General features: G+C 61.7%; 14 protein-coding genes. 3 read left to right on the top strand and 11 right to left on the bottom strand.

Annotated features, from left to right (window positions below; genetic code table 11):
- Positions 1-213 precede the first annotated feature (213 nt).
- Positions 214-789 (top strand): phosphatase PAP2 family protein, encoded by a 576-nt coding sequence (locus D3F03_RS13080; RefSeq protein WP_425453130.1) that lies wholly within the window; start codon positions 214-216, stop codon positions 787-789.
- Between the two features lie 65 nt (positions 790-854).
- Here D3F03_RS13080 and pyk read toward each other — a convergent pair whose 3' ends face one another.
- The 9 genes from pyk to def form a co-directional block, all read right to left on the bottom strand.
- On the bottom strand, positions 855-2,291 hold the full coding sequence (pyk, locus tag D3F03_RS13075; protein WP_119109848.1) for a pyruvate kinase: 1,437 nt from the start codon (positions 2,289-2,291) through the stop codon (positions 855-857).
- 149 nt (positions 2,292-2,440) lie between these two features.
- The gene (locus D3F03_RS13070; protein WP_119109847.1) at positions 2,441-2,995 is read right to left on the bottom strand and encodes a FlgO family outer membrane protein; all 555 of its coding nucleotides are present in this window, start codon (positions 2,993-2,995) and stop codon (positions 2,441-2,443) included.
- Positions 2,992-3,684, bottom strand: a complete 693-nt coding sequence (locus D3F03_RS13065) for a hypothetical protein (RefSeq protein ID WP_119109846.1) — start codon at positions 3,682-3,684, stop codon at positions 2,992-2,994. The genes D3F03_RS13070 and D3F03_RS13065 overlap by 4 nt, the downstream gene beginning before the upstream one ends.
- Before the next feature lie 168 nt (positions 3,685-3,852).
- Positions 3,853-5,049 (bottom strand): phosphoglycerate kinase, encoded by a 1,197-nt coding sequence (locus D3F03_RS13060; protein ID WP_119109845.1) that lies wholly within the window; start codon positions 5,047-5,049, stop codon positions 3,853-3,855.
- A 116-nt stretch (positions 5,050-5,165) separates the two neighbouring features.
- On the bottom strand, positions 5,166-5,501 hold the full coding sequence (locus tag D3F03_RS13055) for an AzlD domain-containing protein (RefSeq protein ID WP_119109844.1): 336 nt from the start codon (positions 5,499-5,501) through the stop codon (positions 5,166-5,168).
- Positions 5,498-6,256 carry an AzlC family ABC transporter permease gene (locus tag D3F03_RS13050; RefSeq protein ID WP_199665467.1) on the bottom strand — a complete coding sequence of 253 codons (759 nt, stop codon included), beginning with the start codon at positions 6,254-6,256 and terminating at the stop codon, positions 5,498-5,500. Before D3F03_RS13050 ends, D3F03_RS13055 begins: the two co-directional genes overlap by 4 nt.
- On the bottom strand, positions 6,253-7,239 hold the full coding sequence (gene fmt / locus D3F03_RS13045) for a methionyl-tRNA formyltransferase (RefSeq protein ID WP_119109842.1): 987 nt from the start codon (positions 7,237-7,239) through the stop codon (positions 6,253-6,255). The genes D3F03_RS13050 and fmt overlap by 4 nt, the downstream gene beginning before the upstream one ends.
- A gap of 68 nt (positions 7,240-7,307) precedes the next feature.
- Entirely contained in the window at positions 7,308-7,805 is a 498-nt protein-coding gene (locus D3F03_RS13040) for a hypothetical protein (protein ID WP_119109841.1), read from the bottom strand.
- The gene (gene def / locus D3F03_RS13035) at positions 7,802-8,311 is read right to left on the bottom strand and encodes a peptide deformylase (protein WP_119109840.1); all 510 of its coding nucleotides are present in this window, start codon (positions 8,309-8,311) and stop codon (positions 7,802-7,804) included. Before def ends, D3F03_RS13040 begins: the two co-directional genes overlap by 4 nt.
- Positions 8,312-8,492: 181 nt before the next feature.
- Here def and D3F03_RS13030 point away from each other — a divergent pair, with 181 nt between their 5' ends.
- Positions 8,493-9,719 (top strand): LysM peptidoglycan-binding domain-containing protein, encoded by a 1,227-nt coding sequence (locus D3F03_RS13030; RefSeq protein WP_119109839.1) that lies wholly within the window; start codon positions 8,493-8,495, stop codon positions 9,717-9,719.
- Positions 9,720-9,753: 34 nt separating this feature from the next.
- Positions 9,754-10,899, top strand: a complete 1,146-nt coding sequence (dprA, locus tag D3F03_RS13025) for a DNA-processing protein DprA (RefSeq protein ID WP_119109913.1) — start codon at positions 9,754-9,756, stop codon at positions 10,897-10,899.
- A 121-nt stretch (positions 10,900-11,020) separates the two neighbouring features.
- Here the strand turns inward: dprA and D3F03_RS13020 are convergent, their stop codons facing one another.
- Entirely contained in the window at positions 11,021-13,375 is a 2,355-nt protein-coding gene (locus tag D3F03_RS13020; RefSeq protein WP_119109838.1) for a DUF1631 family protein, read from the bottom strand.
- Positions 13,376-13,491: 116 nt separating this feature from the next.
- Positions 13,492-14,442, bottom strand: a complete 951-nt coding sequence (gene secF / locus D3F03_RS13015) for a protein translocase subunit SecF (protein ID WP_119109837.1) — start codon at positions 14,440-14,442, stop codon at positions 13,492-13,494.
- Positions 14,443-14,481: the final 39 nt, after the last annotated feature.

Raw genomic sequence — 14,481 nt, 5'->3', positions numbered from 1 at the left:
CGATTCGCTTCATTCGCGCTCAAGTCATTCCGCTTAAAGCACAGCATGCCTGTTCACTTCGACCCTTCAGCACACCCAGAATCATCTGCGCAGAAGAATTTTTGGCACCTTCTTCTATGGACAATCGTCTCGCTTACTGCGCTGATTTTGTGGGATGCGTCCGGCATGGATCGGGCGCTTGCACATGTATTTGGCGGTAGCCAGGGATTCCCCTTGCGTAGCAACTGGTTCCTGGTGCAGGTCATGCACGAGGACGCACGACGTCTGGCTTGGGCCCTCGTGTTGGTACTGGTATTCGCCATTTGGTGGCCCTTCTGGGTGCTGCGCACGACGAGCCGCCCTGAGCGCCTGCAACTGGCGATCACCACCTTGGCGGCGGTGGCCTTGGTGACGAGCATCAGGTACGCCAGCGCCACCAGTTGCCCCTGGGACCTCAACGAATTCGGTGGCGTCGCACGGTATGTCTCGCACTGGACGTGGGGCTTGGCTGACGGCGGCGCCGGGAAGTGCTTTCCAGGAGGGCACGCATCAGCGGGTTTCGCATTCGTCGGCGGCTACTTCGCATTGCGCAGGAGCCAGCCGCGCGCCGCACGCGTCTGGCTCGCTTGCGCACTGTGCGCAGGCACGGTCTTGGGCTTCGCCCAGCAGATGCGCGGCGCGCATTTCCAAAGCCATACGCTTTGGACTGGTTGGTTGTGCTGGATTTGTGCCTGGGCGGTTGACGTGGTCATGCACCTGCGTCCCACACACAGCGTGCCCGACATTCCTGCAGTGCGATCTGGTAGCTGAACTCTGGCTCGATCCAGCGCCTTTTCACGCCATCTTCGCGAATACGAATCTGGTCCCGTCCCGATTCAGGTAGCGCGGCAAATCTTCAGCATATTGGTCCCACCGGGCGCCCCCATGGGTTCACCACAAGTGATGGCATAGACGTCGCCTGAACTGACAATGCCCCGGTCCTTCAGATGGCGCTCGGCTTGCTCGAGCGCCGTGTCGCGGTCGGCACTGGTATCCATCAAAATCGGCCGGACATTGCGGTACAGCGCCATCCGCCTTTGGGTGGCAACCTTGGGCGTGAGTGCGTAGATAGGAATGTGGATGCGGTGGCGACTCATCCACAGTGCCGTTGAGCCGCTCTCGGTCATGGCGACGATGGCTTTTGCACCCAGGTGGTGGGCCGTGAAGAGTGCGCCCATGGCGATCGAGTGGTCGATGGCGCCAAAGGTCCGCCCACTGAAGTCTGCGTCGAGCTGCACATCCTCTGCAGATTCTGCAGCTGCGCAAATTTTGGCCATTTCTTGCACCGTCTCGAGCGGGTAGCGCCCCGCTGCGGTTTCTGCGCTGAGCATGACCGCATCGGTTCCATCGAGTACGGCGTTGGCCACATCGCTCACTTCAGCGCGCGTAGGCGAAGCGTTGGTGATCATGCTCTCCATCATCTGCGTCGCGGTGATGACGAGTTTGTCCATGTCGCGTGCCATGCGAATCATTTTTTTCTGCAAGGCCGGTACCACTGCATTGCCCACTTCCACCGCGAGATCACCGCGTGCCACCATGATGCCGTCGCTCACCCGCAGGATCTCTTCCAGTCGCGGAATCGCCTCGGCGCGCTCTATCTTCGCTATCAAGCCAGGCTTGTGCCGGTACTGCGCCGCTGCCACGTTGCATAACTGGCGCGCCATTTCCATATCCGTCGCATTCTTTGGAAAACTGACGGCCACGTAATCGGCCTGAAAGCTCATCGCCGTACGGATATCCTCCATGTCCTTGGCCGTCAGCGCTGGCGCAGTCAACCCCCCGCCTTGCTTGTTAATGCCCTTGTTGTTGGACAGCTCCCCGCCCACTCGCACGGTGGTATGTACGGCTTCACCCCGCACCGCATCGACCACGAGGACGATCAGGCCGTCGTTAAGCAACAGCACGTCGCCCGGTCGGGTGTCCCGTGGCAATTCTTTGTAGTCAAGACCTACCCCGGCCTGATCTCCGGGCTCGGTACGCGACGCATCGAGCACAAAGGGCGCCCCCTCCTCCAGCATGACGCGCCCTTCGGAAAATTTGCCAACCCGTATCTTCGGACCCTGCAGATCCGCCATGATGGCCACCTCGCGCCCGGCACGTTTGGCCGCCTCGCGCACAAGGCGGGCGCGCTCAATATGGTCTTGCGCCTGCCCGTGGCTGAAGTTCAGTCGAACCACATTCACGCCTGCCAGCACCATCTTCTCCAACATGGCCAACTCGCCCGATGCGGGGCCGAGGGTGGCTACGATTTTGGTGGCGCGGCGCAAGGGCATATGAATCTCTCTGGGTAGATATGTAATTGAGTTTCAATTTTCTCACTAATTCGGTTACATCGAAAGCCCTTCCGGACGGTAAGCGAGCGACATTCCCGCTAAAACAAAATGGGCTCCCGAAGGAGCCCATTTTGAAACGACGTACCAGCCTACCGTGCGGCCTGAAGCAGTCGCTGCACATCCCTATCGTTGGGCAGCGCATAGTCATAGCCACGCACAATACGGCTGTCCTCGGTACGCACAAGCTTGAGACTCACATAAGTGAAGTTCGCTGCTGCCGAATAAGTGCCCACGAGCACGAGAGCTGCGTTGTGGCTGCGCGCAATGTCCTTGATTTCACGGGAAAGCAGCAATTCACCCGCACCTTCCTTCACAAATACATCGCCACGCAGCTTCACTTCCTTGACATTGAAGCCCTTGTCAGCCATCGACGAGGCGTACTGCTCGGAGAGCGTGCGCCCCAGCGGAGCAGAGCGACTGAGATCATTGACATTGACAATTGTCGCCACGAGTACTGGACCGCCGCTCACAGCCGGCATATCAAAGCCAGCCGTCAACTTGGCAATGGCATCGGCACTGCTCAGCAAAAACTGGCTGCTGGCCGCCTCCTGGTAAGTAGGTTCAACACGCAATGGGGCGGCGTTGTTGGCACAGCCGGCCAGCAAGGCGCCGGCGCACAGAGTCAACAGGGCATAGGATTTCATTGCGACACCACCTTCATGTTCACGCTCTGGTAGGGAGGCGGCGACCGCATGAACAGCGGTGCGTCTACATTCTCAAGATAGTACACGTCGGTCTTGCGTGCTACGTATTGCCCGCCGCGCATCACGGTGGTGGTGAGTACCATCTCGGTATTGGTAGGGCCGCCTGTATTGACACTTGCACCGTAGTCGGCCAAAGCCGCCAGGCCGAGTCCGGCCGCAAGCTGCGTATCAATGTATTCATGGCGCAAACCATAAGCGGCCATCACACCGGCGGTAATCATGGTGAATTCACCAGGAATGAAATGCGGCCTGTCGCTGTTGTGGCGCACCACCTGAGCGTGGTAGCTCACCTCAAGACCGTGCCCAGGTGCTTGTTGCACATTTGCACCGCTCTGCACGAATTTCGTGATCAGGAAATCGCGAAACGCCAAATCAAACTGGCTTGGATTGGGGGGCAAGCCCACGTGAACTTGGGTTCCGGCCGGGATACCCGACTTATCAAGCGTCGCAAGAGTCTGGGAAACCACATCGCGGGACACCAAGTCCCAGTGGCCCGCCGAACGCACCTTGGGTTGCACGGTGAGATCGAAATTCTCCGCAAGCGGAATGGGCGACTTGGTCGCGCAGCCCATCATGCTCGCTACAGCGCCAGCCAACAAGGCGGCACTGATTGCCTTTGAAAACACCATGATTCCCTCCTAACGAATGAAAGCGGGGGCAACGGGCCAACTGGCACCCACAACCCGGATCAAAATAATTCTGGGCGCGCGGCTCAACAAAAACAAGAAAAAGATGCGCTAAGAGCGCTGAACTACACACCCCTTGTTGTTTTTGTCACAGTCTTTCACGGCGGTGCGTTATTTTTCTGCAGCCCGCTTTTCCAGAATCTCGAATGCCGGTAGCGTACGCCCCTCCAGCACCTCCAAAAAGGCGCCTCCTCCAGTCGAGATATAGCCCACGCGGTCTTCAATGCCGTATTTGGCAATGGCGGCCAAGGTGTCGCCACCACCGGCAATGCTGAAAGCCTTGGAATCGGCAATGGCCTGGGCGAGTACGCGCGTGCCATTTTCAAACGCGGGAAATTCGAATACACCCACGGGGCCGTTCCACACAATGGTGCCCGCCTGATGCAGCTGGCTCGCAAGGTGGTTGGCAGTTTCAGGGCCAATATCGAGAATCAGGTCATCTTCCTGCACATCTTCAGCGCGCTTGGTGGCTGCAGGAGCCTCGGCCGAGAACGATTTGGCAGTCACCACGTCGGTTGGAATGGGCACCTCGGCTCCTCTTGCCTTCATGGCGGCCATCACGGCGCGTGCTTCGTCTACCAGGCCTGGCTCCGCCAAGCTCTTGCCAATAGGCAAGCCGGCAGCCAGCATGAAAGTATTGGCAATGCCACCCCCCACGATCAACTGATCCACTTTGCCCGCCAAGCTTTTCAAAATCGTGAGTTTGGTGGACACCTTGGACCCGGCGACGATAGCTGCCAAGGGGCGTGCTGGATGCGCCAGGGCCTTGGTCAATGCGTCGATTTCTGCTGCCAGCAACGGCCCCGCACAGGCGGTAGGCGCGTACTGAGCGACTCCGTAGGTGGTGGCCTCTGCACGGTGCGCGGTGCCAAAAGCATCGTTCACGAAAATATCGCACAGTGCCGCGATAGCGCGTGCCAGTGTCTCGTCGTTTTTCTTCTCCCCAGGGTTGACGCGGCAGTTTTCCAGCAAGACCAGCTCACCGGGCTGCACCGCCACGCCGCCGACCCAATCCGCGCGCAGCGGCACTGCACGGCCGAGCAGTTCCGACAGTCGCCGTGCCACGGGAGCTAGCGAGTCCTCTGGCTTGAATTGCCCTTCCACGGGCCGCCCCAGGTGGCTGGTGACCATCACAGCCGCGCCCGCTTCGAGGGCCATGCGAATGCAGGGCACCGAGGCGCGAATGCGGGTGTCTTCGGTGATGTGGCCACTCGCATCCAGCGGCACATTGAGGTCGGCACGAATGAAGACGCGCTTGCCGGCGACCTGGCCTTGTGCGCAAAGGTCGGAAAAACGAAGAATGTGCATGGTGGTGTCTGTTCAAGGCCGAAAACGGCGTTGGAGAATGGCTGGGAAGTCGCCACATTTTAGGCACCCGCTTTGACAGGCCTCGCTGACCCAGTCGCCCGGCAATGCTTCCGGCGCTACCAGCCCCAGCCGATATGCAGCGGCAAATACACCGCCATGCCGGCCACGATGGTGCCGAGGATGCCGCGGCGCCAGAAGTAGTACGCACAGGCGCACAGCACTGCCGGCAGGCGGGCATCCTGCAGGGTGTTGACCAGCGCGCCCTGCGTCATCAATACCTCGGGGGCAATCACCGCGGTGAGTGCCGCCAGCGGAGCGTACTTGAGACCGCGCTTGAGCCAGTCGGGCATGGGAAGCTCGCGCTCGGGCAGCATGAAGAACGTGCGCGCGATGAGGGTGACGAGGGCCAAGCCGGCGATGGCGGCGAGTCCATACAAATTTTCGGCGCTCATCGCTTCTGCTCCCCGGCAGCACGGCGGCGCAAGGCATTCTGGCGTGCATGGCGTTCGCCCGATTCCATGGCGAGACCGGCCGCCACGGCAGCAACGACCGCGACCAAGATATTGAGCTTGAGCGGTAGTGCCCAGGCAGCCACGGCAGCGGCAGCGGCCACGGCGGTCGCCACCCCGGTTGCACGGTCTACCAGCAGTGAGAGCAGCACGCCCAGGATGGCCAACACACCAGCAAAGCCGAGCCCCCACGAGAGCGGTATCGCATTTGCCAGCAAGATGCCTGCCACCGACGGAATTTGCCAGGCCAGCCAGTTGAGCGAGGCAGCACCCCAGAAATACGGCAGTTGCTCAGGCGCCGGCTCCACGCGTGGAAAGCGCTTCATGAAGGCGACGAAGATCACATCGCCGCTGAAGTAACCAATGGCCAGGCGTTGAACCAAGGGCTGCGCCTGAAAGTAGCCGCGCCACAAGGTGCTGAAGATCACGAAACGCAGGTTGACGCAAGTCGCCGTGAGCCACACGACCCACAAAGGCGCACCGACCGCCAGCAAAGGGATGACCGAGAGCTGGGCGCTTCCGGCATAGACAACGAGCGACATCAGCAGCGCCAGCCACACGCTCATGCCGCTCTTGACCATGGCCACGCCCGTCACAAGTCCCCAGGCACCGACGCCCACGGCCGGCCCAATCAAATCCACTACGCCATCGCGAAACGCCGGTTGGCGCAGCTGTGCCGCCAGCCGCGACAAGCTCAAGGCGCGGCCCCATTCGGTTCCGCACTGGTGAACTGCATGCCCGGCTGCAGCGCATGGCCACGCACAAAATCCCGCGCTGCCAGCGCCCGCCCGCCCGCGCGCTGCAGGCGCGTCAAGCGCAAGGAGCCTTCGCCACAAGCAACCGTCACGCCGGCGTCATTTACAGACAAAATATGGCCGTAGCGATTTTCCTGATTGATGTTATTGCTATCAATTTCACAATCTAGCACTTTGATAGCATCGTCCCCGATCTGCGTGAAGGCGCCCGGTGCGGGAAGCAGGGCACGCACACGCCGCGCAATCACGACGGCCGGCTGGCTCCAGTCGATCCGCGCCTCGGCCTTGCTGATCTTGCGCGCATAGCTCACGCCCTCTGACGGCTGCGGCGTGCGTGCCAGCGGCCCGTGCGCCAGCTGTTTCAGCGCCTCGACGACCATCTGAGCGCCCAGCGCAGCCAGGCGGTCGTGCAGGCTTGCCGTGGTGTCGTCCGGCGCAATCGCGACACGCCGGCACGCGAGCATGTCGCCGGTATCGAGCCCCGCATCCATCTGCATCAGCGTGACGCCAGTCTCCGGGTCGCCGGCTTCGATGGCGCGGTGAATGGGCGCGGCGCCGCGCCAGCGCGGCAGCAGACTGGCATGAATGTTGATACAGCCATGGCGGGGCGCATCAAGCACCCACTGCGGCAGTATCAAGCCATAGGCCGCTACCACCAGCACGTCAGGCTGACTGGCCTCGATGGCCGCGCGCGCCTGCGCCGCATCTTCAGCAAAGCGCCCATCAAGACGCAGCCCCCGCGGCTGCGCCACCGCCACGCCCCGTGTCTGCGCCAGTTGCTTGACGGGCGAAGGCGCAAGCTTGAGGCCGCGCCCCGCAGGCCGGTCGGGCTGCGTCAGCACCAGAGGTACGGAAAAACCGGCCACCAAAATGGCGTCCAGCGCCTGGCGGGCAAATTCCGGCGTACCAGCAAAAATGACATTCATGGGCAACAGATGGAAAGCAGCAAGCGCGCCTGGCAGAGCGCGCCGACGCAAAAGGGCTGGACGCGCCGTTAGCGGTAGCGATCGTCGGCCAGAGGGTCGTCTGTAAATTCCACGCCTTGCACGGCCCCCGCACCGTTCATGCGGACCCGAGCGAGCCGCCACGTGCCGAAGTCAAGCCAAGAATAGACCCAGACGGAACCACCCTCTTCCTGATTCTCGCCTGCAGCCACACGGCGCTCCGGCGGGCCGAAGCTGCGCTGCACCTCGGCGGCGTCCCAATGCCCTTGCGCCAGAGCACGAAAGCGCGCGGCGGTGAAAACCTGCTCCATGGCGGTCAGGCGCCCGGCGGCATCAAAATCAAGCCGCTGGAGCTCGCCCGGTTTGCGGCGGTAGAACAGACGCTGGCCGTCAGGCAGTGCATAGCTCGCACGCGGTTCTCCCCAGCGGCTGTGCACCTGTTCGCGCGTGGCGCCGGGCGCCAGCGTGCCGACCGAAGCGCAGGCTGCGAGCAGGGCGGCCAGCGCACAAGCAGCGCCCCAGGTTCGCAACGTGCGAAGCGCACTCACAGGAGCTCCTCGCGCTGGCGCTTGAGCATTTTCGAGCGAATGCGATTGCGTTTCAGAGGAGATAAATATTCCACAAATACCTTGCCGAGCAAATGGTCCATTTCGTGCTGAATGCACACGGCCAGCAATTCTTCTGCCTCGATTATTGCTTCCTTGCCTTGCGCATCCATCGCGCGCACATGGACCCGTACAGAACGCTCCACACCATCGTAAATACCGGGCACCGAGAGACACCCCTCGTCTCCCACCAGCCTTTCGTCGCTGGCCCACAGAATCTCGGGGTTGATGAGAATCAGCGGGCGGTTACGCTCTTCTGACACGTCGATAACGACAATCCGTTCATGCACATCGACCTGTGTCGCCGCCAAGCCGATACCGTGCGCTTCGTACATGGTATCCAGCATATCCTGGGTCAGTTGGCGCACGCGTTCGTCCACGGCAACCACCGGCTTGGCTACGGTGTGAAGACGCGGATCGGGATAACAGAGAATAGGAAGAATCGCCATGGTCAATACGGAAGGATGTCGCTATTTTCGCTACTTTTTCCTTCGCACGCAGCCTGCTGGTCCAATAATCATTGCCCAATCAAGGGCTTGAGCAGAGAATCTCAGTTGATTTGTAACGTCTTTGGCTGCGCTTTTCCAACGTTCTGGGGAGGCGACGGCACCAGCGAGGGGGCAGGGAACCATGCAAGGAAACACGACTAAGCACGCCGCACGCCAGGGCATTCTTCGCACCGCCGGTGGCGCTGTGGCGCTGCTTGTGGCTGCACTTGGCGCGCCGCCTGCCGCGTGGGCACAGAATTATCCTGTCACACCAGTCCAGCGCGCAACGGCTCAGCAGGTTGCCAAGCAGGGGGTGCCAGTTGCCGACCTGGCACCCAATGCTCCCGATGTCTACGTGGTCAAGCGCGGCGACACCCTTTGGGCTATCTCTGGCATGTACCTGCGCAAGCCTTGGCGCTGGCCCGAACTCTGGGGTATGAATCTGCAGAGCATTGCCAACCCCCACCTGATTTTCCCCGGCCAGACGCTGTATCTGGATAAGACCGGTGGGTTTGCGCGCCTGCGTTCGGGCCTTCCTGGCCAGCCCGAGGAAGTACGTATTTCTCCCCGTACGCGCACCGAGAGCCTCGCCGACAGCGCCTTGCCCACCTTGCAGCCCAACCTGATAGAGCCCTTCCTCGTCGAGCCTCAGGTCGTGGAGGCCAATACGCTGGAGCAAGCGCCGCGCATCGTCGCCACGGTGGACGAGCGCGTGCTGATGGCTGCTGGCGACCGTGCCTATGCCCGCGGCGACATGGTCAAACCACTCGAAATTGCACCTGGCGAACCCCGCTACTTCGGCATTTACCGCAATGCTGTGGCGCTGAAGGACCCTGCAACAGGTGAAATTCTGGGCTATGAAGCCCAATTCGTGGGCAAAGCTGAGCTGGTTCGTGGTGAATCCATCGAAGACACGCCAAATGGCAAAGGCGGTGTCACGTCCGACTACGTTCCGGCAACGGTGGATATCCTCAGCACTCGCGAAGAAGTGCGCGCGGGCGACCGCCTACTGCCTGCGGCGACGCGCGGCTTCATGAGCTACGTGCCCCACGCACCGGAGCAAGAAGTCAACGCACGCGTGGTATCCATCTATGGTGCATCGTCCGTGGTCAATGCAGCCCAAAACCAGGTCGTGGCCATCAACGTCGGTCGGCAGGATGGCATTGAGAGCGGCCATGTGCTGCAACTACTGACGGCTGGCCAGCGCATGAAGGACACCACAGACGAAGCCAAGGCCACGATCAGACTGCCCCACGAAAAAAATGGCATGGCCATGGTGTTCCGTACGTTTGACCGCGTGTCCTATGCCCTCATTCTCGATGTGCACAACACCGTGCGCGTGGGTGACCTCCTGATCAATCCACGTTGAGGCAATGGCGGCGCTGCCTACGCCGCCAGCGGCGATGCCCCGCGATGAGCTCTCCGCCTGGCTGCGCCTTGGCCACTCGCATGGCCTGGGCAATGCAGCAGCACGCCGCCTCTTGGCGGCCTTTGGCAGCCCCCAAGCAATCTTCTCGCAAAGCCAGGCAGCTTGGCTGCAGTGCGTCACGCCAGCCAAAGCGACAGCGCTGCTCCAGGTCCCCGAACGGCATACGGCTCTGCTGGACAGCACCTGGAACTGGCTCTCCGCCTCGGGGGAATCCGGTGTGTGGCGTGCCCTTGCGCCGCTGGGCCATCCTTTGTACCCATCGGCCCTGCTGGAAATTGAAGACCCGCCTTTGATGCTGTACCTGATGGGTGCGGAGCGCTTCTTGCACGCACGGGTCTCCCGCATGCAGCGCGAAACCAGCCTGGCCATCGTCGGCAGTCGCAACCCGACCCCCCAAGGCCGCGAGACGGCACAGCAATTTGCGCACGCTTTGCGACAAGGGGGCCTGAGCATTGTCTCCGGCTTGGCTTTGGGCATCGATGCCGCGGCGCACGAGGGGGCATTGGAGGCAGGTGTTGAATCGGACAGCCCTGCCACAGTGGCTGTCGTCGGCACGGGGCTCGACCGCGTCTACCCTTCGCGCCACCTGGAGCTTGCGCGGCGCATTGCAGCCCAGGGCTTGCTGATCAGCGAATACCCTTTGGGAACACCCCCAGTGGCGGCCAATTTTCCGCGCCGCAACCGCATCATTTCCGGGCTCTCGCACGGCGTCCTGGTGGTGGAGGCTGCCCCCGCTTCGGGCTCGCTCATCACGGCCCGTATGGCAGTGGAACAGGGCCGCGAAGTATTTGCGATTCCGGGCTCCATCCACGCCGTGCAATCACGGGGCTGCCATGCCCTCATCAAAGAGGGCGCCAAACTCGTGGAAACCGTGGCCGACGTACTGGAGGAATTTCCCCTCGGCAAAGGCGCAGCATCTGGCTCAACCGCGCCAGCGCCGGAGCTGGCTGAAGGCGCCCTGATAGAAGCCCTGGGGTTTGATCCGGTCGGTCTCGATGCACTGCAGGCACGTACCGGAATGGATACAGCAAGCCTTCAGGTGCAACTGCTGGAACTCGAACTGGCGGGGGAACTCGCGCGCCTGCCTGGCGGCCTTTTCCAGAGGCTGGTACGGGCCTGACGCCCGCACGGCCAGAATGATTCCATTTCTCAATCAGTCGACTACGCGAGAGCGAAATTCAGGCAGTACAGGCTTCGGCGAAGCGAAGCCGACAAACTAGTCGTTTGATTTGGGCGTGGAATTACTCCAGCAAACGTTCCGGGTTTGCATCCAGTTTGGCGAGTGCATCGCGTGTGGCGCGCACGGTCAAACCTTCTTCATCCCGGGCTACCAGCAACCCTGACTGCAGGTATGCACCCAGCCGGTGCAGCTGGATCAGGTAGCTGATGCTGTCGGTCGATACGAACAAATGCAACTGCTTGTGCCGGCTGTGCCAAGCATATTGCACCTGGGCGCTGGCCCCACTGTGGTCAAGGGTGAACCAATCGCCTGGCACCAGTTCCTGGGCCCAGGCCACCATCGCTTCGTCTACGGGGGCGCCATTGTCGGCAATCACGTGAATGGCGCTGGCGTCTATCCCCGTCATCAACTCAATGTGCTCGGCATCGAGCGGAAGTTCTCCCAGCACAGCATCGCCAAGGAACTCTTCAACATTGGCCAGTCGCCGCGCCATCGCTTCGATGAGCTCGAGCGGAATGGCGGCGGTCTTGGACAGAAAAGCTTCAGCCAGCGTATCGGTCAGCACTTTGATTTGCGCATCTTGTGCTTCGCCAGCCACGCCCACCAGCGCAAGCCCTTCGCGCAATCGATGGAGGATATCCGGCAGCGCCGCAATGACCTGCGCGCGCTCGCCGCGATTGGGCTTGGCGCTGGAGGCCCAGACCAGGTCTGCGGCAGTGCGCTTGAACGACGCGGTTTCGGCGTGCTGTGCGCCATGGCGCACAGCGGACAACGCCAGGACTTCCGCCCAGGTCTTGAACAGAAACTCGCGCACTTCATCACGCACTGGCATGTCGCTGAGCATGGTGCGCAGCTCAATGGTGTATTGGATGGCCAGGGTTTCCCGCTGCTCCACCTGCTGCGCCACACTGACGAGTTGGTTGGTTCTCTGTTTTTCAGTGAGATGCTTGGCCAGAAACTTCTCAAACTCATCGTGCACGAGCTGGAACACACGGCGACCGGTTTCGGGATACTGCTCGATCACCTGCACGACGCGCCGGACCTCGGCCTCTAGCGCACTGCCGGTGATCGATGCGGAATCAAAGCCAAGCGCCACCGCGCCCATGCGGTCAATCAACTTGCGCGCCGGGTGATCGGTGTTGCTGAAGAATTCGGGCTCGGCCAGAGCAACCCGCAGCACCGGCACCTGCAGGCGTGCGAACCAGACGCGGATTGCAGACGGAATACGGTCTTCGGACAGAATGCTTTGGAACATCAGTGCCACCACTTCGATGATGGCTTTTTCGCTATCGGTTTCGGCCTTTTTCTTGAATTCTGCCGAGCGCTCCCGCACCGCGCCAGCCAATTGAACGACCGCTGCAGGGCTGTAATCCTCCACGACGGCGCCCATGGTGCTGTAGTAGACGTCAGCCTGCACGCGGTGGGCCGCCAGCGCGTGCGCCAGCGCGACGGAGGCCGGCGGCGCCTGGGACAAGTCGACCCCGCCCATGGCTGGCGCCAACAGGCGCCGCAACTGCACCATGACGCCCTGCGCCCTTTGCCTGGCACGCAGCAGCGGCGTGGCCGCAACATCAAACCCACCCATGGGCGCGCCAGAGTAGCCACCGGAATGGGGATACGCCGAGGGACCGGAGTGTGGGATGCCGGAACGGCTCGACTGCAACGATTGGCGCGATTGCTGCAGCGCTTGCGAGGCCAAGCCTCCGCCCGAACTGCCAGAGTCGCCGTAACTCGAAGCGCCTGAACCGCTTGGGCGCGCAGCCATACGCACCCGCATTTCCTGTTGCGCCTGCACGCCCTGGTCAGCCAGGAGCTTGTTGCAGGCCTGGTAACCCGACTGCAGGAGTGCAGACATGGCCCTTTGCAGCGGCTCGACCGCCATTTGCAGGTCGTCGCGCGACAAACCCACCTTGAGCCAGGCTTCCACCAGTTTCAGGCTGACGGCCTCAGGGCGCAGCATGTCCGTAGGAGCCAGTTCCGTTTGCTCAAGCGAGCGCATGCGCAGGCGCAAGGCGTCGAATTCGGTCGCTACCTCTTCCATCACCGTCAGCGCGATGCGCGATGCGATGATCTTGTTCTCCACCACATCGTCGCCCACCAGTTCCAGGCCGCTGTCGACGGTGAAGGCTGCGCGCGGCGCAGGGGGCGTCGCTGCAATGGGTGCCTCCTGCGGGGCACGCAATACCAGCGCCAATTCCAGCAGCCAATCCTTGCGCTTGTCCTGGTACCCCTGCCAGGCATCGCGCCGTGCCTGGCGCTCGCGCTGGGTGCCCACCTGGTCCATCAATGCAGCGAAAAAATCTGCCGCTGCCTTGTCCAACCCCGGAGCGCCACTGGTGAGAACATCGCCCCAGCGCTCTCGCGCCATGCGCGCGAGTCTGCGGGAAGAAGCGGCCGGAGCCCGTGGCGTCTGCATAGCCGGATATTAGTACGGAAGTCCGGTGCCGCGTTGGTAGGGGGCCCGGCACCCACACCAAAAATTCCTTAGAACGTGTTCACGATCTTGGAGCCCGCCGGCGGGCCATGGTGTTTTCAGACCACTGCGCCGGCGTTCGGGTCGTTGGGGTCGGTTTCGCTGCGCGTCGACTTCATGAGATCTTCGCGCTTGACACCCAGCCACATGGCGATGGCGGCCGCCACAAAAACGGAGGAATAGATACCAAACAGGATGCCGATGGTGAGCGCCAGGGCAAAGTAGTGCAGGCTAGGGCCGCCAAAGAAGAACATCGAGAGCACCATCGCTTCGGTCGAAGCGTGGGTGATGATGGTGCGGCTCATGGTGCTGGTGATTGCGTGGTCGATCACCTCGTGCGTATTCATCTTGCGAAAACGCCGGAAAGCCTCACGGATCCGGTCGAAAATCACCACCGACTCGTTCACCGAATAGCCCAGCACGGCCAGCACCGCCGCCAGCACCGAGAGCGAGAACTCCCACTGGAAGAAGGCAAAGAAGCCAAGAATGATGACGACGTCGTGCAGGTTGGCGATGATGCCCGCCACGCCAAATTTCCATTCGAAACGGAACGCCAGGTAAATGACGATGCCCAGCACCACCATGCCCAGCGCCATCAAGCCGCCTTTGACCAGTTCGTCGCCCACCTGCGGGCCGACGAACTCGTTGCGGCGCAGCGTCACCTGCGGATCAGCCGCCTTGAGGGCCGTAATCACACGCTCACTTTGCTGCGCAGAGGTCACGCCTTTTTGCACCGGCAGGCGAATCATCACGTCGCGCGCGGTGCCAAAGTTCTGCACCTGGACGTCCTGGTAGCCCAGATCGGACACGGCCTTGCGCACCGTCGCCAGATCGGCGGGCTGGCTGTAGGCCACCTCCATGACCGTGCCGCCGGTGAACTCCACCGACAGGTGCAGGCCACGCGAGAACAGGAAGAACACCGCCAGAGCAAAAGTGATGAAGGAGATCGCGTTGAAAATCAACGCGTGCTTCATGAAAGGGATGTCTTTCTTGATGCGGAAAAACTCCATGATTTCTATTCCTTAATTGGAGTTTTCAGAGAAGGCTCA

This window comes from Simplicispira hankyongi (assembly GCF_003570885.1).
Taxonomy (GTDB): domain Bacteria; phylum Pseudomonadota; class Gammaproteobacteria; order Burkholderiales; family Burkholderiaceae_C; genus Simplicispira; species Simplicispira hankyongi.
This window is presented reverse-complemented; position numbering and strand designations above follow the sequence as displayed.

What these genes read in the sequence shown, in the direction of transcription:
- pyk (WP_119109848.1), bottom strand. Translation starts at nt 2,291, where the DNA reads ATGCCCTTGCGCCGCGCCACCAAAATCGTAGCCACCCTCGGCCCCGCA.
- D3F03_RS13070 (WP_119109847.1), bottom strand. Translation starts at nt 2,995, where the DNA reads ATGAAATCCTATGCCCTGTTGACTCTGTGCGCCGGCGCCTTGCTGGCC.
- D3F03_RS13065 (WP_119109846.1), bottom strand. Translation starts at nt 3,684, where the DNA reads ATGGTGTTTTCAAAGGCAATCAGTGCCGCCTTGTTGGCTGGCGCTGTA.
- D3F03_RS13060 (WP_119109845.1), bottom strand. Translation starts at nt 5,049, where the DNA reads ATGCACATTCTTCGTTTTTCCGACCTTTGCGCACAAGGCCAGGTCGCC.
- D3F03_RS13055 (WP_119109844.1), bottom strand. Translation starts at nt 5,501, where the DNA reads ATGAGCGCCGAAAATTTGTATGGACTCGCCGCCATCGCCGGCTTGGCC.
- fmt (WP_119109842.1), bottom strand. Translation starts at nt 7,239, where the DNA reads ATGAATGTCATTTTTGCTGGTACGCCGGAATTTGCCCGCCAGGCGCTG.
- def (WP_119109840.1), bottom strand. Translation starts at nt 8,311, where the DNA reads ATGGCGATTCTTCCTATTCTCTGTTATCCCGATCCGCGTCTTCACACC.
- D3F03_RS13030 (WP_119109839.1), top strand. Translation starts at nt 8,493, where the DNA reads ATGCAAGGAAACACGACTAAGCACGCCGCACGCCAGGGCATTCTTCGC.
- dprA (WP_119109913.1), top strand. Translation starts at nt 9,754, where the DNA reads ATGCCCCGCGATGAGCTCTCCGCCTGGCTGCGCCTTGGCCACTCGCAT.
- D3F03_RS13020 (WP_119109838.1), bottom strand. Translation starts at nt 13,375, where the DNA reads ATGCAGACGCCACGGGCTCCGGCCGCTTCTTCCCGCAGACTCGCGCGC.
- secF (WP_119109837.1), bottom strand. Translation starts at nt 14,442, where the DNA reads ATGGAGTTTTTCCGCATCAAGAAAGACATCCCTTTCATGAAGCACGCG.